Below are 25,062 nucleotides of genomic sequence, written 5' to 3'. Positions count from 1 at the left end.
ATTAGGCACACCAAACTGCTGAGTCAAGATATATCTTACGATGTATCTGGCCATGAGCCAAGCGACATCCATGGCGTCGACGCGTCAGGCCCGGCTGGGTTGGATAGTGTGGAGGGAGGCTACCAGCGGGCCTTGCGCCGATTCCAGGCGTAGAGCAGATCGGCGAAGCGATCATAGGCAAGGCGGGTCAGCGGCAGCACGAGCCGATTGCCGAACAGGCTCGCCAGCCAGCCCTCGCCCGGCGTTGCCAGCCAGACCGCGACCGCGACGTCGGCGCCAACGAGCAATCCACCCTCGGCATCGGTCGCATGCAGCCGTCGGCGGATATCCTCCAGCGAGGCGCCATGCGACGACAGCGCATCGGGCTCCAGGTTGATGTCGCGAAACGCGATCCGCCCGGCCTTGACCGCCTCGATTAGCCGCCGCTTCTGCCGGCTGATGCCGGCATCGCAGACCGGGCAGCGCGTGTTGTACCAGACGGTCAGCGCTGGCCCTGGCATCGGTCAGCCGTGATCGTGCCGATGGTGCAGGTCGGGATAGTGCGGATGCTTGTGACGCAGCGGCGCATGCCGGTGCCAGTGCGAATGCGGCTCGCTGACCGGCCCGTCATGATGATGCTGGTGATGCTCGTCATGCACATGGCTGTGCTCGTGTTCCAGCGCTTCATGGTCGTGCTCGTGATCATGACGCTCGGACAGATGCAGCCACAGGCCAACCCCCATCAGCAGGCCGGCAATGCCGAGCTTGAGCGTGACGGCATCGCCCAGCATCAGGATCGCCAGCAACGCGCCGATGAAGGGAGCGAGCGAATAGTAGGCTCCCGTGCGTGCCGTGCCGAGATGCCGCAGCGCGAGGATGAACATCACGAGGCTGACGCCGATGCCGAAGAAACCGACGGCGGCCGTGGCCATCACCGTCGTCGCGGCTGGAAACGCCGCGCCGGAGGCGAGCGCCAGCCCGACATTGGCGGCGCCCGCCACCAATCCCTTCAGCATGGCGATGGCCACCGGATCGGCCGCCGATATCTTGCGGGTGAAATTGTTGTCCAGGCCCCATGCCAGGCAGGCCCCCGCGACAAGCAGCGCGCCAAGATTGAAGGCAACGCCTTGCCCCGCCCAGGACAGCAGCAGCGCGCCCGCCAGGATGGCGAAGGCGCCGAAAAGCAGGCGCCGGTCGACATTCTCGCGATAGACGAGCCAGGCAATGGCCATCGTCGCCAGCCCCTCCAGATTGAGCAGCAGGGCGGAACTGGACGCCGTGTTGAGGGTGAGGCCGAACATCAGGAGCACCGGCCCGACGATGCCGCCCATGCCGATCGCCAGCGCCAGCCACGGAATGTCCCCGGCGGCCAGGCGCGCTTCGCCGGCGCCGGCTTGCCTGCCGCGCAAGAGCCGGTAGAGCGCCAGGCCAATGCCGGCGCCGAGATACAGCAGACCCGCCAGCATGAACGGGCTGACGCTGTCGAGCAGCAATTTGGACAGCGGCGGCGTCGCGCCGAACAAGGCGGCCGAGCCAAGGGCAAGCGGCACGCCTGGCCACAGATGCGAATGGGACTGTGCTTCGGACATGGCTCACCCTATCACGGCGGCGCGCCATGTCATCGACGGGACCGCACGACACGGCTTGCGCCGCTTCCAACAGACGCGTCAGTTCCGACGCATCGCGGCCTTCGGCCCGACGCATTTGTTGTCGCGAAACAGCGCCCACTCCTCGCACAGGCGTCCATTGGGCAGGCGGCAAAACCCGTATTCGTTGCCGGCCTTGTCCTTCCTGACCACGAAGCGGCCGCCGATCGCACCGCAATGGACCGATGCCGGATTGGCCATGGCGACCGATTTTTGCGCGGCGCCGGCATCGACGGGCATCATGGATATCAAGGCAAGGCCGATGGCCGGTGTCGAAAAAATGTTCATCGCGATCTCTCCTGGCCGCGTCTACCATGGCGAGGCGCCCTGTCCCGAGGCAGATGTCGAATTTGTCGGAACGCCGGATCAGGTGCCGTTGAGGCGGCACCTGACCCGGCCGTCGGAAACCTCATTATCCAAGTGAGGTGATGATCTCGCGATAGGCGAATTCGGGGAAGGCCTTCATCGTCCGCGTCCTGATGTTGCCGGCTGCCGCCAGCATCAGCGAGAAACGCGCCAGGATCGCGTCGTCGGGCGCCTCGACCACCGCCACCATGTCGTACTCGCCCATGGTCAGGTAGAACGCCTTGAACGATCCACCCATCTCACCCAATTGCTTCCTGGCGGCGTCGAGCCGCTTCGGTGACTCGCGCAAATTTTTGGCGCCCTGCTCGGTCCAGTTCATCAGCACGATGTAGCTTGTCATGGCACACCTCCCTCCGGGGCCACGGAGCACGGCAACGAGGCCGTTGGTCTGTCGACACGGTCTCGACCGGGGCGGGCTTCCGGGGTTGTCGCCCGAAAAATGCATCCGACGTCGGATTATCCTCCCGCTGCCGACGTCCTGCAAGCGCTACCGCGCCGGCCCCATTGCAGTGAGCGCGGCCAGTTGAAGCCCTGTTTGAAAACCCGCTTGATTGCGGCAATCTCCGTCGTGGCGTCAGCCCGGCAAAACGTCCGAGGCCCGTCCAGCCGCCGGAGAGCTTCATGCGCGAGACAACAGACCTGCCACCGGTACAGATCGACATTCCCGCCGCGTGGACTGGTGAGGACATGGCCAGGCACACCGAGACATGGCTCGTCGAACTGGAGCCGCAGGACGTAGCCGAGTTGGAAGCCGCCGCAACCAGCTTCCTTGCCGGCTCGCATGATATCGGCGGCCTGACCCAGGCTGATTTCCCTTTGCCCCGGCTTGACTGCCATCTTGCCGCGCTTCGCGAAAAACTGATTGCCGGTATTGGCTTCGAGGTGCTGCGCGGTCTCCCGGTCGAAAGATATTCCGCCGAGATGGCGGCAACGATCTTCTGCGGGGTTGGCGCCCATCTGGGTAGCGCGCGGTCCCAGAATGCCCAGGGCCATATCCTCGGCCATGTCCGCGACATCGGCGCCGACGCCAGGGACACCAGGACGCGCATCTACCAGACGGCGGAGCGCCAGACATTTCACACCGATTCCGCCGATGTCGTCGGCCTGCTTTGCCTGCAAGACGCCATGCAAGGCGGCGAGTCCCTGCTGGTCAGCACGGTGAGGATCTACAACGAGATGCGAAAAAGACGGCCTGATCTCGTCCGCATGCTGTTTGATCCGATCGCCACCGACCGGCGCGGCGAAATACCGGAAGGGCAAAAGCCCTATTTCGAAATCCCGGTGCTCAACTGGCATGCCGGACTGCTGACCGGCATCTATCAGCGCCAGTACGTCGACAGCGCGCAACGCTTTCCCGATGCCATGCGACTCACCGCCGCCCATGTCGAAGCGCTGGATCTCTTCGACAGCCTCGCCAATGATCCCCGGTTGAACCTGTCGATGCGGCTTCGGCCCGGCGACATGCAGTTCGTCTACAATCATTCGCTGCTTCACGACCGCACGGGTTTTCGCGATTGGCCTGAACCGGGCAAGCGGCGCCATATGCTGCGCCTGTGGCTGTCTATCCCCGGCGACCGGCCGCTGCCGGACTGCTTCCGGCAGCGTTATGGCTCGATAGAGATCGGCGACCGGGGCGGCATCATCATCAAGGGCGCGCGGCTGAACGTGCCGCTGCTTTGACACCTGAAACGAAAAAGGGCGCCAACCGGCGCCCTTAACTCTTCGCGACAAAAATGAACTCAGCTGTCCAGGAAGCTGCGCAGCTTGCGGCTGCGGCTCGGATGCTTGAGCTTGCGCAGCGCCTTGGCTTCGATCTGGCGGATACGCTCGCGGGTGACCGAGAACTGCTGGCCGACTTCTTCCAGCGTGTGGTCGGTGTTCATGCCGATGCCGAAGCGCATTCTGAGCACGCGCTCCTCGCGCGGCGTCAGCGAGGCCAAAACGCGCGTGGTGGTCTCGCGCAGATTGGCCTGGATCGCGGCGTCGATCGGCAGGATCGCCATCTTGTCCTCGATGAAGTCGCCCAGATGCGAATCCTCCTCGTCGCCGACAGGCGTTTCGAGCGAGATCGGCTCCTTGGCGATCTTCAACACCTTGCGCACTTTTTCGAGCGGCATGGCAAGCTTTTCGGCCAGTTCCTCTGGCGTCGGCTCGCGGCCGATCTCGTGCAGCATCTGGCGCGAGGTGCGCACGATCTTGTTGATCGTCTCGATCATGTGCACCGGAATGCGGATGGTGCGGGCCTGGTCGGCGATCGAACGCGTGATCGCCTGCCGGATCCACCATGTCGCGTAGGTCGAGAACTTGTAGCCGCGGCGGTATTCGAACTTATCGACCGCCTTCATCAGGCCGATATTGCCTTCCTGGATCAGGTCGAGGAACTGCAGGCCGCGATTGGTGTATTTCTTGGCGATGGAGATGACGAGGCGCAGATTGGCCTCGACCATTTCCTTCTTGGCGATCGCGGCTTCGCGCTCGCCCTTCTGCACCTGGTTGACGATCTTGCGGAATTCCAGGATCGAGATCGCCGTTTCGGTGGCCAGGTGCTGGATCTCGGCGCGCAGGTCCTTGATCGCATCCTTCTCGTTCTTGGTGAATTCCTTCCAGCCGCGCGAGGTCAGATTGGCGATCGAACGCGTCCAGTTCGGATCGAGCTCGGAGCCCTGATATTCCTTCAGGAACTCCTCGCGGCGCACGCCATAACTTTCGGCGAGGCGCAAAAGCTTGCCTTCGTTCTGCACCAGGCGCTTGTTGATGTCGTAGAGCTGCTCGACCAGCGCCTCGATGCGCGCCGTGTTGAGCGACAGCGACTTCACCGCCTTGATCAGCTGGTCCTTCAGTTCCTTCAGCCGGCGGTCCTGGCTGGGCGACAAAGTACCGGCGGCGGCCAGACGGTTCTCGACCTGCTGGTCCTGCAGCTTGCGCAGCTTCTTGTAGGTGTCGGCGATGACGTCGAGCGTCTCCATCACCTGCGGGCGCAGTTCCGCTTCCATCGCCGCCAGGGACAGGCTCGCCTCGTCCTCGTCTTCCTCGTCGTCGTCGCCGATGCCGCGCGTGTCGGCGCCGACGTTGGTGACGTCGTCTTCATCGTCGCGTCCGCGGCGCGGCTTTTCCTCGGCCTTGGGCGCTTCCTCGATGCGTTCGACAACGGGGGCCTGCTTGGCTTCGGGGCCGGCATAGGTGGCTTCGAGATCGATGATCTCGCGCAGCAGGATCTTGGATTCGTTGAGCTCGTCGCGCCAGATGATGATGGCCTGGAAGGTCAGCGGGCTTTCGCACAACCCCGCGATCATGGTCTCGCGGCCGGCCTCGATGCGCTTGGCGATGGCGATTTCGCCTTCGCGCGACAGGAGCTCGACCGAACCCATTTCGCGCAGATACATGCGCACCGGATCGTCGGTGCGGTCGGTCGGCTCTTTCTTGGTCGTGGTGGCGGCGACGGCGGTGCCGGTCTGCTCGGCCAGCTCGTTGGCGTCTTCCTCGGCATCGGCGGCCGTGTCGCCCGCCTCGGCCTCTTCGCCCTGCTCGTCATCCTCGACGACGTTGATGCCCATGTCGGACAGCATCGCCATCGTGTCCTCGATTTGCTCGGAGGTCACTTCCTCGGAAGGCAGCACCGAATTCAGCTCGTCCATGGTGACATAGCCGCGCTTCTTGGCGGCCTTGATCATCTTCTTGACAGCATCATCGGAAAGGTCGAGCAAGGGCCCATCGGTGGCGCCTTCGCGTTCGGTCTCGACCTCTTCCTTTTCCTTTGTCGCCATAGTCTTTATCTTCTCCTAGCGGCCGGCCATCGGGGCCGCGTAAGCTGTCGGACCAGTCAAATCGGATACGCCCGTTTTTCTAAACGCGCTTTACCCGGCCCATGAACTGCATCCACTCTTTTGTTTGGTGCATGCCGTTGCCCCAAAACCGGGTTCCACTCTTGGGCAGCATACATTAAGTCCAGATTAACCCTAATATCTGTGGCAGGCGGGCCGCCTGTCCAGTGATCAAGTACCTTGCATCGCTTGTTTCCCGTCGATGCGGGTGCGGGTTAACGTTTCGAATCGTCCTGATTCCGCCATTCTGTCCGAAGGTCAAGCGCCTCTGGCATGATTCGCATGAAAAAAGCGAATCAATTACCCGACTTAGCGCGCCTCGCCCCCAAGGGAAGCGTGGCCGCGCCTTCATTCCCGCACTCAGCTGCACTTAGGCTCGCCCAGCCCTGCCCGACGAAACGCCGAATCCTTCGATCAGCGCTTCCGTCGCTTGTACATCCTGAAATTGCGCCTGAATTTCGATCAGATGGCGGAAGTTTTCGTCCGAAGGGTCCGCTTCGAGGGCCGCTTCCGCCTGTTTCAGCTCCTTATGTAAGGTGCGCGCGCTGCGCTGCAAGTGCAACGCCTGGTTCAGAGCGTCGCGGGCATCCTCGAGGGCCGCCGTCTCCAGCGCCGGCCATTGCCGCGCCCGCTTGATCAGGCCGACGGCGCGCTCCCAGATCTCGGCGCAGCCGGCGCGTTCGATCGTCGCCACCACGGCGTGGCGGTCATTGGCCATGTCATGCGCCATCGCGTCGAGAATGGCGGCGTGCAGCCGCGTCAGGTCGGAATTGGCGAGGTCGAGGAACTCGACATGGGCGAAATTCTCGTCGATCAGTGCCGGGTGGTTGACCAGTGCCACGATGATCGTCGCCTCGCGCACCGACATCCCCTCGCCGCGCCTGACCAGCGCCGACTGGCCGAGGCTTTCGGTGATCGGCATCCGGCCGCCACCGGCCTTGGCGAATTGGCCGCCGGGCGCGGGCTTGCCCTGGCCGCGTTGACCGGGCCGGCCGCCATCCTGACGACCTTGCCGCGCATTGCGCTGGGAGCCGAAGAAGCTCAGCACCCGCTCGCGCATCTCCTGCTGGTAGTGGTAGCGCAGGCTTTCGTCGCGGATGCGGCTGGTAAGTTCGCGCAGCGTCTTCTCGAGTTCGGCCCGCCGCTCCGGCGTGTCGAAGACGCCGCCGGCCGTTTCGCGCATCCACAACAGGTCGACCAGCGGCCGCGCATCGGCCAGCACGGCGCGGAAGGCGTCGGGCCCCTCGGCCTTGACCAGATCGTCGGGATCCTTGCCTTCCGGCAGCAGCGCGAAGCGCGCCGAGCGTCCGGCCTGCACTGACGGCAGCGCCATGTCGGCTGCCCGCCATGCCGCCTTCAGCCCGGCCTTGTCGCCGTCGAAGCACAGCATCGGCTCCGGCGCCATGCGCCACAACAATTCGAGCTGGTTTTCCGTGAGCGCTGTGCCGAGCGGCGCCACGACATTCTCGAAACCCGCCTGCGCCAGCGCGATCACATCCATATAGCCTTCGACGGCGATGACCGTGCCGCCTTTCGCCAAGGCTTTGCGGGCGCGGGCGAAATTGTAGAGCACATTGCCCTTGTGGAAGAGCTCGGTGTCGGGCGAGTTCATGTATTTGGCGAGCGCATCGGGGGCCAGGGCGCGGCCGCCAAAGGCGATGATCTTGCCGCGCGAATCCGGGATCGGGAACATGATGCGGTCGCGGAACCAGTCATAGGAGACCGGAATGTCGTCGCCATGGCGCACCAGCCCGCAGGCCTCGATATCGGCTTTCGGCACACCCTTGGCCGCCAGATGCTCCTTCAGCGCATTGCGGCTGTCGGGCGCGAAGCCGAGCCGGAACGACTGCTGTGTCGCCGGCGTCAGCCCACGATCCCTGAGATAGGCGCGGGCCTTGGCGCCCTCCGGCCCTTGCAGACGCTCCTGGAAGAAGGCGGTCGCCATCTCCATGACATCGGTCAGGCTGGCGCGTTCCTTCTCGCGCTGTTCCTCCCGTTCGTCGCGGACCGGCATCGGCACGCCGGCCATGTCGGCGATCTTCTCGACCGCCTCGGGAAAACTCAGTCCTTCGAGTTCGGTGAGAAACTTGAAATGGTCACCCGAGACCGAGCAGCCGAAACAGTGATAGCGCCCCTTCTTGTCCTCGCAGTGGAAGGACGGGCTCTTCTCGCCATGGAACGGACAGCACGCCCAATAGTCGCCGCGCGATGCGTTGGTCTTCTTGCGATCCCACGCCACGCGCTGGCCGATAAGCTGTGAAATCGGCACGCGGTCGCGTATCTCGTCGAGGAAGGCAGGCGGAAATCGCATCGGGGAACTCGTTTCGCCACCATATAATCATGCCCGCGATTTCAGACGACCCCCAATAGAGGCCATACCCGGTTTCCACAGGGCAAGGCCACTCCGCGGTCCGCTGATCAGTCGCCGTCGTCGACCAAACTCTCGATCGGCAATTCGAGAGCACGGGCAATCCGCAGCCAAAGCGTGACGTCCCCACCGCGCTTTCCGTTCTCGATATCCGAAAGATAGTTCTGGGTCACGCCCACGGAGGCAGCGAGAACGGCCTGGGTCTGCTTGCGGTATCTGCGCCAGAAGGCCAGCGGAGAGACCGCGCCAACAAGTGCTCGTGCTTCATCGGGCGTAAGACCGGGAAGCTGCCCGGCACGAAACCCGCCAAGCGCCTGCGCATGCTCCAGCGATTCACGAAGGGCTTCCAGTTCGCTGCGCGGCAGGATGGCCAGTTCCTCGCCACCTGGCGTCGTGACATAGGCGATGTTGTTCATCCCGGCATTCCTTCAATCATATACCGATCCACGCGGTCCGATCTTGGTCACGATGATCTCTTGATCCGTCTCTTCGAAGATCACGCGATAGTCGCCGACCCTTAAGCGCAGCGCCGACGATCCCTGCAAGGCCTTGACGCTGTTGGCAAGCGTACTCGCGTCCCTGGCATAGGTTTCGATCTTCGATAAAATCCTCTCGGCATCGACCCGATGCTTTCGCAACGCTTTTGCCGCCAAGGGCAGAAGTATGACCCTCTTCACCGTTTAAATATCGCATATTGTGATATTTTCAGCAAGGCGGGTCGGCATGAGACCGGATAGTCAAAAAGAAGGCGACCCTCGCGGGCCGCCTTCTATCGAAGGGCCGGCGAGATGCCGGCCATCGTCAATGATTATTGCGCGGCGAGCGCGCCGAAGATGACGCCGGAGAGGATGCCGACCAGCACATAGTCATTGCCGACGCGGATCCATTCCTGGCCGCGGCCGGGACGATGCAGGCCATAGCGGCCATAGTCGCGGATCGGCTGGTACCGCCTCCAGCCAGAATATTTCTGGCCATTGCGCCAGTTGTTCCGCTTCACGACGACCTTCTTCTGGACGAACCGCTTCTGGATGACGCGCTTCTTGGCGTCCCGGTGGGTAGGCTTCTGCCAGTCGACCTTGGTGTAGTTCGACTGCGGCGCCACTGGCGCGTTCATCGGCGCTGCCTGGCCGGCAAGCGAGGTGGCGGCCAGAATCGAGAAAGCGAGGGCGGAAAGAACAATGCGTTTCATCAGAGGTCTCCTTGGTTGTCGATGCCGGGAGGGATAACGGCCAGGGGATGAACCGAAACTGAACGGCAGCATTACAATTGTGTAATGAATTCCTCTGCTTATAAAAAAGATTTGAACATCATCACAAAGATCGGCGCCAAAACATCGCAGATCCGGCCGATCCCCGCTCAAGCCGGTGCAACCCCTAGCGGACCCGTCCATTTTCTGACACCGGCTGTCGCCTCGCGGCGGCCCCTTGAAATCGACAAATTTTTATTATTCGGCTAAAATATTCCGGCTATATTCCAAGGCTGTCATGACCATGATTCGTACCCTCGCCTTCTCCCCCCGTCGCCATGCCGGCCGCAGCGAGCGCCATGCACGCATGCAGGCGCCGCGATGAGCGGTTCCGTCGTCCTCCTGCATCTGGCCGGCGCCGTCGCGCTGATGCTGTTTGCCACCCGCATGGTCAAGACCGGCGTCGAGCGCGCCTATGGCGACGTGCTGCGTCATCGCCTGCGCGCCACCATGCGCAACCCGATCATGGCGGTGCTGGCCGGCACCGGCCTCGCGATCGCGCTGCAAAGCTCGACCGCGGTCACGCTGCTGGTCGGCTCCTTCGCCGGTTCCGGCATCGTCTCGGGCGCCGCCGGCCAGTTGGCCGTGCGTGGCGCCGAGATCGGCTCTGCTCTGGTGGTCAAGCTGCTGACCTTCGATCTCACGCTGTTGGTGCCGCTCTGCCTGATATCGGGCACGGTGATGTTCATGGCCACCGAGCGGCGCGATTGGCGACAGACCGGCCGCATCCTGGTCGGCATCGGCCTCTTGATCCTGTCCCTGGAAATGATCGGCCAGGCGTCCGAGCCGCTGCGCAACAGCCAGCTGCTGCCGGTCATCCTCAATTATTTCTCCAGCGATTCCATCACCGCCTACCTGTTGGCGGCAATGATCACCTGGCTGTTCCAGTCGAGCATCGCGGCGGTGCTGTTGATGGCGACGCTGGCCGGCCGCGGCCTGATCAGCCCTGAACTCGGCCTCGTCCTTATCCTCGGGGTCAATCTCGGTTCGTCGCTGATCGCGCCGATGCTGACACGCTCGGCCAGCCCCGAAGTCCGTGTCGTGCCGGTCGGCAACCTCCTGATGCGCGGGCTTGGCTCGCTGGTCATGCTGATCCTGTTCATGATCTTCCGGCCGCATGTCGCCTTCCTCGGCTCGACGGCGGCCGATCAGATCGTCAACGCCCATATCCTGTTCAATGTGATCATCCTGCTCGCCGGCCTGCCTCTGGCCGGTTTGGTCTACCGAGCCTCCGAAAGGATCGTGGCCCTCGGCGCCAAGCCGGCGCCTGCCGCCACGCTCGAGGTTGTCGAACTGTCGGCGCTCAACGAAAGCGCGCTCGATGTGCCGAGCCAGGCTCTGGCCAACGCCACACGCGAGGTGGTGCGGGTCTGCGAGACGGTCGAGATCATGCTCAAGCGCATCATCGAACTCTATGAGGACGCCGACTCGGACAAGATCAAGGCGCTGGCGGCCCTCGACGACCGTGTCGACCGCAGGCACGCGGCCATAAAGCTCTACCTCGCAAAGGTGACCAGGAACCCGATGACCGAAGACGAGGCGCTGCGCTGCCAGGAGCTGATCGGCGCCTGTGTCAAGCTCGAGCAGGTCGGCGACATCATCGTGCGTAACATGCTTGTGCATGTGAAGAAGAAATTCGAGCGCGGCCTGGAATTCACCGACGAAGGCTGGAGCGAGTTGTGCGCCTTCCATGGCTCGGTGCTGGCCAATGCCCGTCTTGCCTTCAACGTGCTGGTGTCGCGAGACCCCGAGACCGCTCGCCAGCTTGTGCTGGAGAAGGACCGGCTGCGTGACCGCGAGAAGGAAACCAGCGCCAGCCATTTCCTGCGCCTGCGCGAAGGCACCGCCAGAAGCGTCGAAACCAGCTCGATCCACCTCGATACCATCCGCGACCTGAAGCAGATCAACTCGCTGCTGGCGTCGATGGCCTATCCCGTGCTGGAAGAGCGCGGCCTGCTTTTTGGATCCAGACTGAAGGCGAGCTGACAAAGTTGCCAATCTCCCCCTCGGGGGGGACATTGGTGCTTCATCGCTGCACCCCGCTCAAGAAAACCTAAACCGGCGACAAAAATTTCTGGATTGCCCGCCACGGCCATCCATGGTTTGAGCCTTCCATTTCGAGGGTTTGTTTCTCATGTCGCTGCCGCTCATCGCCCTGTTCATCGCCGCTTTCGCTTTCGGCACCACCGAATTCGTCATCGCCGGCGTGCTGCCGCAGGTGGCGCAAGGGCTTGGCGTTTCGGTTCCTTCCGCCGGCTACCTCGTCTCCGGCTATGCCTGCGGCATCGCCATCGGTGGGCCGCTGCTGGCGCTCGCCACCAAGAGCCTGTCGCGCAAGGCCTTGCTGCTCGGCCTCGCTGTCGCCTTCACCATCGGTCAGGCGGCCTGCGCGCTGGCGCCCGACTTCACCTCCATGCTGTTGCTGCGCATTGCCGTGGCCGTCGCGCATGGCGCCTATTTCGGCGTTGCCATGGTGGTTGCCGTCGGCCTGGTGCGCGAGGATCAGCGCGGCATGGCGGTGGCCGTCATCCTGTCGGGCCTCACCGTCTCCAACGTCATCGGTGTGCCGGCGGGCACCGCCATCGGCAACATCTGGGGCTGGCGCGCGACATTCTGGGTGATGGGCGCACTGGGCGTGGCGGCAACTCTTGCCATGGCGGCTTTGTTGCCGCGCGCTACCGGATATCAGGCCAAGTCGGCGAGCCTTGCCAGCGAGGTTCGGGTGCTGGCGCGCCAGCAGGTCTGGACCTCGCTGATCCTGATGCTGATGCTGATGCTCGGCCAGTTCTGCCTGTTCACCTACATCACCCCAACGCTGCTGGAGGTCACAGGGCTCGACGAAAACCTGGTGCCCTGGGTGCTGCTGCTCAACGGCGTCGGCGCCACGCTTGGCGTCTTCCTCGGTGGCAAACTGTCCGACTGGAAACTGATGCCGTCGCTGATCTCCATGCTCGCCCTGCAGGCGGTGACGCTGGCCATCATCTATCTCGTCAGCCCCTACCCCCTGCCGATGGTTGTCGCGATCATCGTCTGGGGCGGTCTCAACTTCGCCATCGGCACCCCCATCCAGACCCGCATCCTGGCCTGGACGGCGGATGCCTCCGGTCTCGCCGCTTCGCTCATCCCGTCCGGCTTCAATATCGGCATCGCATTGGCCGCGTCGCTCGGAGCAGCCATGCTCAATGCCGGCTACGGCTATCGCAGCCTGCCGGTTGTTGGCGCCTTCGCGATGGCGGTTGCCGTCATCGTGGCTGTCATTTCCCATCTCTGGGAACGGCGCAGCGACATCAGCCCGCCGGTACCGGTGGCCGCCGAATAACATGGCAAGGACTGTCGCTGATTTCGGCCTGACCTGCGGCACCTTGCCGACGGGCACGCACAATGCGATCACCGATGTGCCTGGCGTGCGCGTCGGTCACTGCACGCTGCGCGACGGCGACATCAACACCGGCGTGACCGCGGTCCTGCCGCATGGCGGAAATCTGTTCCGCAAAAAGGTGACGGCGGCAAGCCATGTCATCAACGGCTTCGGCAAGACCATCGGGCTGATGCAGGTGCAGGAACTCGGCACCATCGAGACGCCTGTTCTCCTGACCAACACGCTCTCGGTCGGCATCTGCGCCACGGCGCTGATCCGTGACGCCATCCGCCAGAACCCCGATATCGGCCGCACCACCGGAACCGTCAATCCGGTGGTCGGTGAGTGCAATGACGGCCCGCTGAACGACATCCAAGCCCTGGCGATATCGGAGGAGCATGCCCTTGCCGCGCTCGCCGATGCGCGTGAGGGCGCCGTCGAACAGGGCAATGTCGGCGCCGGAACGGGAATGAGCTGCTTCGGCTTCAAGGGCGGCATCGGCTCGGCCTCCAGGAAGATCGCGCTTGGCGGCGGACATCATCTTGGCGTTCTGGTCCTGTCGAATTTCGGCAGGCCCGGCGACCTCGTCCTGCCCGACGGGCGCCGGCCCGATCCCAGGCGGCACGCCGAGCCCGAACGCGGCTCGATCATGATCGTTCTGGCGACGGATGTGCCGCTCGAACACCGCCAGCTCGAGCGCGTGGCGCGCCGCACCGGGGCCGGCATCGCCAGGCTTGGCTCCTTCTGGGGCAATGGCAGCGGGGACATCGCCATCGCCTTCAGCACCGGCAGCCTGATCGACCATGATGAAAACCGCGATCTGGTGCCGCTGCTCGCGCTCAACGAAGCGCGCATCGACATTCTTTTCAGGGCGGCGGCGGAAGCGACGCAGGAGGCGGTGCTGAACTCCATGCTTTCCGCCGACGCTTTCACCGGCCGGGCCGGCACGCACCGCGCATCGCTCGCCGACTGGTTCGGCGATCAGGTTGAAAGGCGATAGGCTTACAAATCGATCCGGAACCGCAGGCTCTCTACCCCGCCATAGGCGGCGTCCTCGAAGAAGCGCTCGACGAGTCTGCCGCCATTGGCCAGGATCACCTTGTGCGAGGCCGGATTGCCCGGCTTGGCAGTGAGCTCGACATAGGGCAGGCGGACCGCCCTCGCCTCGTCCAGCATCAGCTTCACCGCCTCGGTGGCGTAGCCGCGCTTTCGCTTCCACGGCACCACGGCATAACCGATATGGCCAAGCACGTGCGGCGGCAGTTCCGCCGTGCCCTTCTGCCAGCGAAAGCCGATCGAGCCCGACGCCTCGCCGTCCCAGATCCAGCGGCGGAAACCCGGCAGGCGTGGCACTTGTGTGCCGTCTGGCAAGGCGATGCGCGGCCCCTTGGCCTCGGGATCGTCGAGGCTGGCGAGGAATGCCATGGGGTCCTCGTCGATCGCCGCAAGCTCCGCGCGTGTTGCCTCCATGAGCCGCACATTGTCCGGCGACCAGCCGCGTTCGAGCGCCGCCTTGTAGGACGGCAGATGTTCGAGCGGGGGTTTGACGATCTCGATCATGGTCGATGCTTCCTGAAAAACGAAGCAGGCATACCCTTGGACAGCAGAGCGCTCAAGCCGCCTGAAAGCGGATCTCGGCGGATCGAAAATCGGGGGACGTTTTTCAGGCTTCCACAGCCGCCTTGGGCCGGCATGGCTGGTTGCGCGTCTCCCTCGGCTTTTCGCGCATACTTGCCGGCGCGCTAAACAAGATGTGTTTCGCCTGATGGCGCGCGGCGTTTTATGATTGTGCTTGGGTGATTCATCGTGGGGAATCACGAACGGCTTCGACAGGAGAATGGGTCCGGTGCGGTTGAGATCTGTCCCGTTGGGTGTCGTTACGCTCCTCGGCCTCCTCGTCGTCGTCATTGCCCTGACGGCATCGGCCCGATCCTTTGCCGCGCCATCGGCCGTTCCCGCCTGGCTGCAGGCCCACGTCGGCAACGCCGACGGCCAGATTTCACAAGTGGTGCTGGAGCGGGCGCGCTCGCTTTACCTGCAGAAAGTGGCGCAGGGCGCCGTCCGGAACCCCTGCTATTTCGCCATGGACGCCACCCGTCCCGGCGATCTCGGCAATGGCGTGCTGGGACGCCGCTACTATGTCGTGTGCGAAGCCAGCCAGTCGTTTCGCGCGATTTCGGCGGGCCATGGCGGCGGCCGGAACCTGAAAGGCACCGTGAACTTTTCGAACGGCAGGCGCTGCGCCAAGAACTTCGGCAACGCCATGGATTCGGAACTGACCGCCGGCGGCGCCTACATGACCCGCGAAGCGAAAACCTCGTTCAAGGGCTTTTATCGCACCGGCGCGAAACAGGACGTGGCTTTCCAGCGCACTTTCATCCAGTTCGACGGCGAAGGCGAGGCCGCCAACGCCAGGCAGCGCGTGATCGGCGGCCACGCGGCGCAGGTGCTGCGCACCATGTGCATGCGCAAGACCCCGAACAGCGCCTATGCCGACCACGACGGCATGGTGCCGTTCGGCAAGCTGGTGGACTATGCCGGCGGCCGCAGCAATGGCTGCACCAGTTGGTCCCCGGCCGATGCCAGGCAACTCATCTCGATGGTGAAGGACAATCCGACGACGCTCTACATCTACCCGGAATCGCGCGACATCGCCGCCATTGCGAGCGGCCATTCCGCTTCAGGCACCTACTGGAACGCATCCTGCCTGAAGGAGATCGGTACGCCGAAATTCTGGCCGCGAAAAACCCTCGAGCCTGTCATCGCCCAATATAAGCAGGATCATCCCGCACCACCTGCGCAGCCACTGCCGATCTGCAAGGAGCCGTGAGACGGTACCCACGGCGCCCTGCACCGGCTTAGTGCAGGAAATCGAGCACGGCCTTCATGAACTCAGCTTGGTATTCCACGTTCGACAAGTGGACCGCGGGCAGCACGACGAGCTTCGCGCCGGGCACCGCGGCCGCGATCAGCTCGCTATGGCTCGCCGCCGTCACCGTGTCGTGCTCGCCGGCGATCACCAGCGTCGGCCGGGAGATCAGCGCGATGGTGCGGCGAAGATCGGCATCACGAACCGCCGCGAACAGGCCGGCCAGGCCTTGCCGGTCGATCGCAAGCAGCATAGTGCGGAATTCCTCAATGACGGGTTCGTTGGCCGCCACCATGTCCGCCGGGAACCAGTTGTTGAGAAACACTTCGGCCGTTTCCGACATGTCCGGCGCCTGCCGCACGACGGCAATCCGCTCGTCGAAATAACTTGCTGGCGAAAGGTGAGACGAGGTGTTGCTCAGAATCAGCCGGTCGATCCGCTCGGGCGCATGAACGCCAAGCCACTGCCCGACGAAACCGCCGAGCGACAGGCCGAGAAAATGCACGCGCCCGAGGCCGAGCGCATCGATGAGTTCGATCACGTCGCGGCCAAGCCGGTCGAGGGAATAGGCGCCGACTGGCGCGCTCGACCCGCCATGACCACGAAAGTCGTAGCGCAGAACGCGGAAATGCCTGGACAGTTCGCCGACCTGCCCATCCCACATATGCAGCGTGGTGGCGATGGAGTTGGACAGCACCAGCACCGGCTTTCCGGCGTCGCCGTCGAAGCGATAGGCGATGCGCGTGCCGTCGCCGACAGTCACGAAATTCAGCTCGCTCATGTTGAAGATCCTCTTGGAACGTTGAATGAGGCAAAGCGTAGCCGTGGTCGGGCTTTAGTGATATTACAAAGATAGGACAATCTCTGTAATCAAAGCTGACATGGCCGAGTTCACCTTGCACGATCTTCAGTGCTTCGAAGCCGTGATCCGCACCGGCGGCTTTCAGCCGGCCGCGGCCATGCTGCACCGCTCGCACCCGGCGGTGTTCGCCGCTGTCGCCAAGCTCGAACGGCAGCTCGATCTGGTTCTTCTTGACCGCAGCGGCTATCGCGTTCGTGCGACGGAAGCGGGGCTGTCGTTCCAGCGGCGCGCGCAGCAGCTGCTGCGCGAACTGGACGGCCTGCGCGTCCATGCCGCCCAGCTTTCGATGGGCGAGGAAAGCGAAATCCATGTCGTGATCGGCGACCTCTGCCCGCGCCCGCGGGTGCTGGGCATGCTCGGACGGTTCTTCGCCCAATGCCCCGGCACCCGGCTGCATCTCCATTTCGAAGCCGTCGGCGGCCCGTCGGAGCGTCTTTTCGACGACAAAGCCGATCTGATCCTGCACTGGATCGACAAGGGCGACGCACGGATCGAATGGATCGACCTCAGCAAGGTGCCCTTCATTCCCGTGGTGGCGCCGGGCTTCCTGCCCGAGTGCATCGAACGACCGATCACACTGGAGAAGATGCAGGCATTCACCCAATGCGTGATGCGCGACACCGCCCTGCATTCACCACGACAGGACTACTTCGTGGTCGAAGGCGCGCCGCAATGTCTGGTCCCCGATCAAGCCATGAAGAAGGAAATCATGCTCCAAGGCCTCGGCTGGGGCCACCTGCCGCATTTCCTGATCGCGGAAGAGCTGCGCGACGGGCAGCTCCTGTCCATTGCCGGCAGTCATCTGCCGGGCCGCACCGACGACTTGGTCGTGGCGCGCCGCCGCGACCGGCCGCACGGGCCGGTCGCCCACCGTCTGTGGAACCATATCCAGCAGGAAGCGCCGGCTTTGCGCCGTGCGTTGGAGCCTGGGAAATCAACCCAATAGCAAGCTACGGCTTTGCCGTGAGTGGCCGTGTTGGACGCCTGCCGACGCGCGGGTAAAAGCCCTACTGCAGCAGCCCCTTGACGATGCCGCTTGCCTTGCCGAAATCCATCTGGCCGGCATATTTCTGCTTGAGCGCGGCGATCACCTTGCCCATGTCCTTCTGGCTGGCCGCACCGGTGGCGGCAATCGCCTCGCGCGCCGCCGCCGTGACCGCCGCATCGTCAAGCTGCGTCGGCAGGAAGCCGCGGATGATCTCCATCTCGCCGCGCTCCTGAGCCGCCAGTTCCGGCCGCTTGCCGTCCTCGAAGGCCTTGGCCGATTCCTCGCGCTGCTTCACCATCTTGGCCAGGATCTGCAGGATTTCCTCGTCGCTGGCAGGGTCCTTGCCGGCACCGCGATTGGCGATGTCGCGATCGTGGATGGCGGCCTGGATCAGCCGCAATGTCGGCAGCCGGTGCTTGTCCTGCGCCTTCATCGCGGTCTTCAGGGATTCGGCGATTTTCGCGCGCATTGATCTCTCTCCTTCGGTCGGCGCGGACAATAGCGCCGGGGACAGGCCAACGCAAACCCTCATATGCCAGGGCAAGCCTATGATATTCCTCAATGAAATAAATCGCGGCGGCGTTTCGCATGATCATTGACCGCCCTGCCCCCTTCCCCTATGTACTGGGCCTTGCATGAACTGAAGCTTGACTGCGTGGAGGCTGCGAAATCGCTGCTTCGCGCCCTTTGCCGCGCGAATGCCCGCCAGGGTCGTTGCAGCGCGGCCTGATAGGAGTGCCGCCATGGCCGAGATGACGCCCGCGCTGACCCCACCCTGGGCCACTGAAAAGCCGACCGCCCTTCTGGTGCTGGCAGACGGCACCGTCATCGAGGGTCGCGGCCTCGGCGCCACCGGCTCGGCGGTGGCCGAAGTCTGCTTCAACACGGCACTCACCGGCTACCAGGAAATCCTCACCGACCCTTCCTATGCCGGCCAGATCGTCACCTTCACCTTCCCGCATATCGGCAACATCGGCACCAATGGCGAGGACATCGAAGACCTCAACCCGGCCGCCCGCGCCGGCGCCGTCGGCGCCGTGTTCAAGGCCGATGTCACCAACCCGTCCAATTACCGCGCCGCCGGCGATCTCGATCAATGGCTGAAGAAGCGCGGCATCGTCGCGCTCTCGGGCATCGACACCCGCGCGCTCACCGCGCTGATCCGCGAAAAAGGCATGGCCAACGCCGTCATCGCGCACGCGCCCGACGGCGTCTTCGACCTCGCCGACCTGAAGCGGCGCGCCGCCGCATGGTCGGGCCTGATCGGGCTCGATCTCGCCAAGGAGGTCACGTCGGGCCAGTCCTCGGTCTGGCGCGAGACGCCCTGGGTCTGGAACGAAGGCTTTGGCGAGCAGGACGAGCCTTCGTTGCACGTCGTGGCCATCGACTACGGCGTCAAGCGCAACATATTGCGCCTGCTCGCCGGCCTCGGCGCCAAGGTGACGGTGGTTCCGGCCAGCACCGGTTCGGAGGAAATCCTCGCCATGCAGCCCGACGGCATCTTCCTCTCCAATGGCCCCGGCGATCCGGAAGCCACGGGCGACTATGCCGTGCCGGTCATCCAGGACCTGCTCAAGACCGACATCCCCGTGTTCGGCATCTGCCTCGGCCATCAGATGCTGGCGCTGGCGCTGGGCGGTAAGACCGCCAAGATGCATCAGGGCCATCACGGCGCCAACCACCCGGTCAAGGATCACACAACCGGCAAGGTCGAGATCGTCTCGATGAACCATGGCTTTGCCGTCGATGCCGACTCGCTGCCCGCGGGTGTCGAGGAAACCCATGTCTCGCTGTTCGACGGCTCGAATTGCGGCATCGCGCTCACCGGCCGTCCGGTATTTTCCGTCCAGCACCACCCCGAGGCTTCGCCCGGCCCGCAGGATTCGCACTATCTGTTCCGCCGCTTCGTCAACCTGATCCGCCAGAAGCGCGGTGAGGAATTGCTGGCCGAGCGGGCCTGATCCCGCAAAATCGGCGGCTGCGATAATATCGCTTAACAAAGAGCGATATTTATGCGATATTTGTACTCGTGAAGACGATCGTTCTTTCGGCACCGGCGGCTCGCGATCTCGACAACCTGCCGGCTGATGTCCGCGAGCAGGTTTCCGAGGGTTTGATCGCTTACGCGGCCAGCGGCCGTGGAGATGTAAAGCGCCTTTCCGGCGGGGACGGCTATAGGCTCCGGATTGGCCGCTACCGCGTCATATTCGATGAAGATCGCACCACGATCCTTGCGATCTATATCGGCAAGCGTGAAACGACGACCTACAGCAGGCCATGGGACAGGACATCATGAACGCCCCTCAAATCATAAGGACCTCGACCGGCGAAGAACTGGTCGTTATCCCGAAGGCGGATTACGAGGCATTGCTGCATGCGGCCGAAGAAGCCCAGGAAGACGCTGCGGATGTGGCTATCTACGATGAGCGGAAGTCTGAGTTCAAAGCTGAAAAGGCCCTGCCCGCCGAGGTGACCATGGATATTTTGCGAGGTTCCAGCCGCCTCAAGGCGCTGCGCAACTGGCGCAAGCTGACGCAAGCCGACCTGGCGCGGACCATTGGGGTCAGTCAGGGCTTCCTGTCGGACATTGAATCCAATCGCCGCAAACCCTCCGCGCAAACCAGCACGATGCTGGCAAAGGCGTTGGATGTCCCCGGCGAATGGATTGAAGCCTGATCCCCAACCTCACGCCACCGGCCGGCCTTCGCTGGCTTCCAGGATAGTGAACCATTGCTGGCGGTCGAGCACGATATTCAGTGCTTTGGCCATGGAAGCCAGACGTTCCGGCTTCATCGAACCGAGCACCGGCGTCCGAGCGCACGCCACCATCCAGCAGGCGCCACGCGCCAAAGACCAGGCGCGACAGCGACAGCCCGTCACTGGTCAGCGCGATGCGGCCGTCATGGCTCATGCCAGTGCTCCGTCTTCAGCCACATCGGCGGCGGCGTTTCCGATTGTCGCCGGTCTCGTCACCTTGGTGACGAAGACGATGACCGCCAGCACCAGGAAGCACGCGCCGACCAGATAGGGCGCGCCGCCGAAGGTGACGGGCGCGCTGGGTCCAGTGAACCAGGAAAAGATCGCGGTATAGAGCAGCGGCGTGATGATCGAGGTGATCGAGAAGATCGAGGTCATCGCGCCCTGCAGCTCGCCTTGTGCCGAAGGCGGCACCTTGGCGGCGGCGAGGCTTCTCAGCGGCGGATCGGCCAGCGCCTCCAGGCAACCGACGACGATCACCGCATAGACCATCCAGCCTTGCGAGGCGAAGGCATAGCCGAAGGCGCTGGCCGCGGTGAAGGTCAGGCCGATGACCGCCGTTCTCCACTCGCCGAGCCTGGGGATGACACGCGGCAGCACCGTGCCCATGACGATCGCGCCGCACAGGCCGAAGGCGCCGAGCGAGAAGCCGATCTGCTGCTCGCTCCAGCCATAGCGGTAGTTGGAGACGAACGACCACACCGCCGGATACATCATATGGCCGAGCGTCATCAGGAAGAAGACCAGCCCGATCCAGCCTATGCCTTGGTACTGGCGCATCTGCAGGAGCGTGCCGACCGGATTGGCGCGTTTCCACTCGAAGCGGCGGCGATGCTTTTCATCGAGCGTCTCGGGCAGGAAGAACATCGCGATCAGGAAGTTCACGAAGGCGAGCCCGGCGGCAAAAAAGAACGGCACGCGCGGGCCGAACGTGCCGAGCAGGCCGCCCAGCACCGGCCCGATGACGAAGCCGACGCCGAAGGCAATGCCGAGCAGGCCGAAATTCTTCGCCCGGTTCTCGTCGTTCGAAATGTCGGCGATGAAGGCCGACGTCGTCGAATAGCTGGCGCCCGAAATGCCGGCCAGCACACGTCCGATGAACAGCATCGGATAGGACCAGGCAATGGCGCAGATCAGATTGTCGATGGAGAAGGTCAGCACCGAGGCGAGCAGGATCGGCCGCCGTCCGAACCGGTCGCTCAGGCCGCCCATGATGGGCGCGAAGAAGAACTGCATGGCCGCATAGACGAAGAACAGCCAACCGCCCTCGATCGCCGCTTCGCTGATGCCGACGCCAGTCAACTCCCTGAGAAAGGCCGGCAGCACAGGCATGATCATGCCGAAGCCGATAATGTCGAGCAGCAGCGTCGTGAAGACGAGCGCGAGGCCCCGCCTGGCGGTTTTGGGGTCGATCATGATGGTCAAGCTCCTCTGGCCGCCCTGGGGCGCGGGCGGACGCACCTTATAGGCGAGCAAGCAAAAAGGAACAATGAGGGAACAGGCAGGAAGCTTTGATCCTGACACTCCCTGACGGCGTCTCGCCGTCAGGTCTTTTTCCGAAAACGACTGCTTAGAGCGGCCCGCTCATGGTGTTGCAGTCCGACAGCTTGCCGCTCTTGTAGCCGCGCGTCAGCCAGGTCTGCCGCTGCTGCGAGGTGCCGTGGTTGAAGCTTTCCGGCACGACATAGCCCTGCATCTTCTTCTGCAGCGTGTCGTCGCCGATCTGCTTGGCCGCGTTCAGCGCGCTTTCGAAGTCGCCCTGCTCCAATATGCCCTTCTGCCCGGTGTAGTGCGCCCACACGCCGGCGAAGCAGTCGGCCTGCAGTTCGATGCGCACCGACAGCTGGTTGGCATCGACTTCGCTCATGCCTTGGCGCATCTGGTCGAACTTGCCCATGATGCCGGTGAGGTTCTGTACGTGGTGGCCGACCTCATGCGCGATGACGTAAGCACGGGCGAACTCGCCGGTAGCGCCGAACTGCTGGTCGAGTTGTTGGAAGAAGGTCATGTCGAGATAGACCTTGTGATCTCCAGGACAATAGAACGGTCCGGCCGCGGCGGAAGCAAAACCGCAGGCGGAGCGGACCTGGCCGGAAAACAGCACCAGCTTGGGGTCCTCATAGGTCAGGCCTTGCGACTTGAAGATGCCCGTCCAGGTGTCCTCGGTCTCGGCGAGCACGGTCGCCACGAACTGCTTCATCTCGTCATTGGCCGGGCTACCCGCGCTGCTATCCTGACCACCGCCGCTGTTGTCCGTGATCTGGCCACCGCCGCCCGGCAGCAGGCCGCCGTCGCCACCGCCCAGGATCGCCGAGGGATCGAAGCCGAAATACCAGCCGGCGATGACGACAAGGATGACGAGGATGATACTGCCGCCGCCACCCGTCCGGCCGCCGATGGGCAGTTGGAACTGACCGCCGCCGCCACCGATCCCGCCGCCGCCACTGTCGCTGCGGTCGTCCTCGATATTGTCACTCTGACGACGGCCTCTCCAGAGCATGGCAACTCCTCGCTGCAAACTTTCCCGTTGTTCCGGCAGGCCGGCTCAATCCAACAAACAATTATCGTAATGGTTGCGCCAAGTCACAGCATTTTTCGTGAGGGCGGCAGCGCTGGGTGGCCGTTTCACCGCACTGGCCGGGAGCGCGCGAGGCCTGTAGCATCGCCGGGATCGGAGGGGTTCGAGGCTTGAGGACGATCGCAGGTTTCCTGTCGCTGCTGGTGCTGTGCCTTGGGCTTGCAAATGCCGGCGCGGTGACGCTCGATTCCAGCGTCGCGGTCACCGATCCCGCCACCTTGCAAGCGCTGGAGCGTGGCGGCCTGTCGATCAGCCGCCTGCTCGGCCCCGCCCTCGGCCTCACCCGCGACGTTGACAATCGCGGCCTGTTTTCGGTGCCGGCACTGGCCACGGTGCGCGACACGGTCAAGCGCGAGATATCAGACGAGCCGAAGACCAGCCCCGACCCCTATGTCGCGGCCATGGCGAAATCGAACGACACCAGCCAGAAATTCAATCCCAGATACATCGATGACGACGGCTCGACGCTCGACCTCACCGGCGTCGTCAACCGCATGGACCGAGGCTATCTCGGCCACACCGAATGCGGCGAGATCCGGCTGATCTACCGCTTCCACTATTCGGTCCAGGAAAAACCGGCGAACGGCAAGCCCGGCCAGCGCATTTCATCGCGCCTGCCGCTGACCATGAGCCTGGTCTTCAACGCCAAGCCTGGGAAGGCGCAGGCCCGCGCTTCTAAGGACCTTCCCAGCGCCACCGACGCGTCCTGCGCGGACGTCGCCCGGCGCTGGCTGGCCGCCGGTCGAAAGGACTTGCCACCCGAGCAATTGGCCGCCTGGCTGCGCTCCGACGAAGGCCCGCTGTCCGGCGCCATGCTGAATTCCTCGCAGATCATGCGGCTCGAGCTCAACATGCAGGTGCTCAGGCTGTCGGCGTCGACGCGGCGCGATTTCGGCGGCCATGCCGAGTACCTGTTGAAGATCTTCAAATGGGATCCGGCCATTTCAAGCTTCTATGAAGCCAGGATGGAAAACGAGATCGACCGGGCGACGGTGCTGGCCGACAGGCCAGCCTTCGCCAAATGGCTGCTCACCGACCGCAACATCTACGATCTCGACCATGGCCGGCTGGTCGTCGACGAGAAATTCCTGGCCAAGAGCGCCGTCTCGGTGGCACCCGGCGGGTTGAGCCGCTCGCAGAACAACATCGTGTATGGGCTGGTCGACGACGCCGACATTGACAAGGCGTTGAAGGATTATGTCGCCAGCGGCAACACGCTCGCCACCATCAGGTCGGCCGCAGGCTTCAACCTGCGCCTCAACGAGATGTCCTGCACCGGCTGCCACCAGACGCATGGCATTGCCGGCTTCCACTATACCGGCGCCGACCCGGCCAGCGAGCCGCGCCGCAATGCCGTCTTCGTGCCGGGCTCGGCCGTCTTCTTCGCCGACCTGCCGCGCCGCCGCGCCATCGTCGAGGAATTCGCCGCCGGCGGCCATCCCGATTTCACCAGGGGTTTCGCCGCCCGTCCCGACCAGAAATACGCTGACGCGCTGAAAGGCACCGATCTCTACAATGGCTGGGGCTCGATCTGCTATCGCGGCGAGGATGAAAGCTTCAAGGACTGGACCTGCGGCACCGGCCTGCGCTGCGCCGGGGTCCACGAAAGCGCCATCCATCCTGGTTTCGGCACCTGCGTCAGCGAGAAAGGCACCGCGGTCGGCGACCCCGTGGAATTCGGCGAGATCAGGATGTCGACCTGGGGCAGCGACCGGTATTGCCGCCTGTCGCCCGCCACCGCCAAGGATTGTGGCATCGACCCGGTGCGCGACAGGAAGCCGGTGGTCAAGCTCGCCGGCTATGGCGCCGCGCGCCAGCGCTACGACAACCCCGAGCAGAAGACCGGCGGCTTTCCCGGCGGCATGCTGCGCAAGGCGAGCTGCGACAAACTTCCAGAAGAGGCAAGTTGCGGCCGCCTCGCCAAGACGGGCTTCAACGACTGTATCGCGTCCGGCAAGGACCATAAATTCTGCACGAAGGAATTCACCAAGACCGCCGGCCTGCGCGCCTGCGACAAGGCGCATCCCTGCCGCGAGGACTATATCTGCACCGCCGGATATGACGATCTGCCCGAGGCCAAGCCTGGCGAAGGCACCTGCATCCCGCCCTACTTCATCTTCCAGTTCCGCGTCGACGGCCATCCGCGCAGCTGGAAGCAGGATGTCAGCGAGTGAGCTGTCGGCGGACTGGGCAAGCCCGGAAGTAAACCTTCATTAACCATAAG

Annotated in this window: 24 protein-coding genes; 10 read left to right on the top strand and 14 right to left on the bottom strand. The window is 63.8% G+C overall.

Translation table 11 applies throughout. The features are described 5' to 3' along the window. Positions 1 to 119 precede the first annotated feature (119 nt). From EN861_RS29475 to EN861_RS29460, 4 genes are all read right to left on the bottom strand, one after another. On the bottom strand, positions 120 to 500 hold the full coding sequence (locus EN861_RS29475; RefSeq protein WP_127280451.1) for a DCC1-like thiol-disulfide oxidoreductase family protein: 381 nt from the start codon (positions 498 to 500) through the stop codon (positions 120 to 122). Between the two features lie 3 nt (positions 501 to 503). Next, positions 504 to 1,568, bottom strand: coding sequence for a DMT family transporter (locus EN861_RS29470; RefSeq protein WP_127280452.1), 1,065 nt, complete (start codon positions 1,566 to 1,568; stop codon positions 504 to 506). Between the two features lie 78 nt (positions 1,569 to 1,646). Further along, a complete protein-coding gene (locus EN861_RS29465) occupies positions 1,647 to 1,913 on the bottom strand; it encodes a DUF333 domain-containing protein (protein WP_127280453.1) in 267 nt (88 codons plus the stop codon). A gap of 124 nt (positions 1,914 to 2,037) precedes the next feature. After that, a complete protein-coding gene (locus EN861_RS29460) occupies positions 2,038 to 2,331 on the bottom strand; it encodes a GYD domain-containing protein (RefSeq protein ID WP_127280454.1) in 294 nt (97 codons plus the stop codon). A 281-nt stretch (positions 2,332 to 2,612) separates the two neighbouring features. Between EN861_RS29460 and EN861_RS29455 the strand changes: the two genes are divergently transcribed. Continuing rightward, positions 2,613 to 3,671, top strand: a complete 1,059-nt coding sequence (locus EN861_RS29455) for a TauD/TfdA family dioxygenase (protein ID WP_135867280.1) — start codon at positions 2,613 to 2,615, stop codon at positions 3,669 to 3,671. 59 nt (positions 3,672 to 3,730) lie between these two features. Here EN861_RS29455 and rpoD read toward each other — a convergent pair whose 3' ends face one another. The 5 genes from rpoD to EN861_RS29430 form a co-directional block, all read right to left on the bottom strand. Continuing rightward, on the bottom strand, positions 3,731 to 5,755 hold the full coding sequence (rpoD, locus tag EN861_RS29450; protein WP_127278332.1) for an RNA polymerase sigma factor RpoD: 2,025 nt from the start codon (positions 5,753 to 5,755) through the stop codon (positions 3,731 to 3,733). 427 nt (positions 5,756 to 6,182) lie between these two features. Beyond that, on the bottom strand, positions 6,183 to 8,123 hold the full coding sequence (dnaG, locus tag EN861_RS29445) for a DNA primase (RefSeq protein WP_127870053.1): 1,941 nt from the start codon (positions 8,121 to 8,123) through the stop codon (positions 6,183 to 6,185). A 107-nt stretch (positions 8,124 to 8,230) separates the two neighbouring features. Beyond that, positions 8,231 to 8,596, bottom strand: coding sequence for a helix-turn-helix transcriptional regulator (locus EN861_RS29440; protein ID WP_127278334.1), 366 nt, complete (start codon positions 8,594 to 8,596; stop codon positions 8,231 to 8,233). A 12-nt stretch (positions 8,597 to 8,608) separates the two neighbouring features. Then, the gene (locus EN861_RS29435; protein WP_127278335.1) at positions 8,609 to 8,857 is read right to left on the bottom strand and encodes a type II toxin-antitoxin system RelE/ParE family toxin; all 249 of its coding nucleotides are present in this window, start codon (positions 8,855 to 8,857) and stop codon (positions 8,609 to 8,611) included. 131 nt (positions 8,858 to 8,988) lie between these two features. After that, positions 8,989 to 9,369, bottom strand: coding sequence for an RcnB family protein (locus EN861_RS29430; protein WP_127278336.1), 381 nt, complete (start codon positions 9,367 to 9,369; stop codon positions 8,989 to 8,991). Between the two features lie 378 nt (positions 9,370 to 9,747). Between EN861_RS29430 and EN861_RS29425 the strand changes: the two genes are divergently transcribed. The 3 genes from EN861_RS29425 (at position 9,748) to EN861_RS29415 (ending at position 13,784) form a co-directional block, all read left to right on the top strand. Continuing rightward, entirely contained in the window at positions 9,748 to 11,412 is a 1,665-nt protein-coding gene (locus tag EN861_RS29425; protein WP_127278337.1) for a Na/Pi cotransporter family protein, read from the top strand. A gap of 148 nt (positions 11,413 to 11,560) precedes the next feature. Beyond that, positions 11,561 to 12,745, top strand: a complete 1,185-nt coding sequence (locus tag EN861_RS29420; RefSeq protein ID WP_127278338.1) for an MFS transporter — start codon at positions 11,561 to 11,563, stop codon at positions 12,743 to 12,745. A gap of 1 nt (position 12,746) precedes the next feature. Continuing rightward, a complete protein-coding gene (locus EN861_RS29415; RefSeq protein ID WP_127870049.1) occupies positions 12,747 to 13,784 on the top strand; it encodes a P1 family peptidase in 1,038 nt (345 codons plus the stop codon). Between the two features lie 2 nt (positions 13,785 to 13,786). Here EN861_RS29415 and EN861_RS29410 read toward each other — a convergent pair whose 3' ends face one another. Beyond that, positions 13,787 to 14,344 carry a GNAT family N-acetyltransferase gene (locus EN861_RS29410; RefSeq protein ID WP_135867279.1) on the bottom strand — a complete coding sequence of 186 codons (558 nt, stop codon included), beginning with the start codon at positions 14,342 to 14,344 and terminating at the stop codon, positions 13,787 to 13,789. 286 nt (positions 14,345 to 14,630) lie between these two features. Between EN861_RS29410 and EN861_RS29405 the strand changes: the two genes are divergently transcribed. Continuing rightward, on the top strand, positions 14,631 to 15,614 hold the full coding sequence (locus EN861_RS29405) for a hypothetical protein (RefSeq protein WP_127279696.1): 984 nt from the start codon (positions 14,631 to 14,633) through the stop codon (positions 15,612 to 15,614). Positions 15,615 to 15,642: 28 nt separating this feature from the next. Here EN861_RS29405 and EN861_RS29400 read toward each other — a convergent pair whose 3' ends face one another. After that, positions 15,643 to 16,434 (bottom strand): alpha/beta fold hydrolase, encoded by a 792-nt coding sequence (locus tag EN861_RS29400; RefSeq protein WP_135867278.1) that lies wholly within the window; start codon positions 16,432 to 16,434, stop codon positions 15,643 to 15,645. Positions 16,435 to 16,534: 100 nt separating this feature from the next. Between EN861_RS29400 and EN861_RS29395 the strand changes: the two genes are divergently transcribed. Continuing rightward, a complete protein-coding gene (locus EN861_RS29395; RefSeq protein WP_135867277.1) occupies positions 16,535 to 17,461 on the top strand; it encodes a LysR family transcriptional regulator in 927 nt (308 codons plus the stop codon). A gap of 61 nt (positions 17,462 to 17,522) precedes the next feature. Here the strand turns inward: EN861_RS29395 and EN861_RS29390 are convergent, their stop codons facing one another. Then, the gene (locus tag EN861_RS29390) at positions 17,523 to 17,972 is read right to left on the bottom strand and encodes a GatB/YqeY domain-containing protein (RefSeq protein WP_127279693.1); all 450 of its coding nucleotides are present in this window, start codon (positions 17,970 to 17,972) and stop codon (positions 17,523 to 17,525) included. Between the two features lie 274 nt (positions 17,973 to 18,246). Here EN861_RS29390 and carA point away from each other — a divergent pair, with 274 nt between their 5' ends. From carA to EN861_RS29375, 3 genes are all read left to right on the top strand, one after another. Continuing rightward, the gene (carA, locus tag EN861_RS29385; RefSeq protein WP_135867276.1) at positions 18,247 to 19,464 is read left to right on the top strand and encodes a glutamine-hydrolyzing carbamoyl-phosphate synthase small subunit; all 1,218 of its coding nucleotides are present in this window, start codon (positions 18,247 to 18,249) and stop codon (positions 19,462 to 19,464) included. A gap of 68 nt (positions 19,465 to 19,532) precedes the next feature. Beyond that, positions 19,533 to 19,799, top strand: coding sequence for a type II toxin-antitoxin system RelE/ParE family toxin (locus EN861_RS29380; RefSeq protein ID WP_135867275.1), 267 nt, complete (start codon positions 19,533 to 19,535; stop codon positions 19,797 to 19,799). Then, positions 19,796 to 20,179: a helix-turn-helix transcriptional regulator gene (locus EN861_RS29375; RefSeq protein WP_127279690.1), complete on the top strand. Its 384-nt coding sequence runs from the start codon at positions 19,796 to 19,798 to the stop codon at positions 20,177 to 20,179. Before EN861_RS29380 ends, EN861_RS29375 begins: the two co-directional genes overlap by 4 nt. Positions 20,180 to 20,410: 231 nt before the next feature. Here the strand turns inward: EN861_RS29375 and EN861_RS29365 are convergent, their stop codons facing one another. Together EN861_RS29365 and EN861_RS29360 are read right to left on the bottom strand one after the other, a co-directional pair. Further along, positions 20,411 to 21,676: a TCR/Tet family MFS transporter gene (locus EN861_RS29365; RefSeq protein ID WP_135867274.1), complete on the bottom strand. Its 1,266-nt coding sequence runs from the start codon at positions 21,674 to 21,676 to the stop codon at positions 20,411 to 20,413. Between the two features lie 154 nt (positions 21,677 to 21,830). Beyond that, entirely contained in the window at positions 21,831 to 22,760 is a 930-nt protein-coding gene (locus EN861_RS29360) for a neutral zinc metallopeptidase (protein ID WP_135867273.1), read from the bottom strand. Positions 22,761 to 22,948: 188 nt separating this feature from the next. Between EN861_RS29360 and EN861_RS29355 the strand changes: the two genes are divergently transcribed. Further along, positions 22,949 to 25,012, top strand: coding sequence for a hypothetical protein (locus EN861_RS29355; protein WP_135867272.1), 2,064 nt, complete (start codon positions 22,949 to 22,951; stop codon positions 25,010 to 25,012). Positions 25,013 to 25,062: the final 50 nt, after the last annotated feature.

This window comes from Mesorhizobium sp. M8A.F.Ca.ET.218.01.1.1 (assembly GCF_004791165.1).
Classification (GTDB): Bacteria; Pseudomonadota; Alphaproteobacteria; order Rhizobiales; family Rhizobiaceae; genus Mesorhizobium.
Note: the sequence above shows the minus strand (reverse complement) of the source record. Positions and strands in the feature narration are given on the sequence as shown.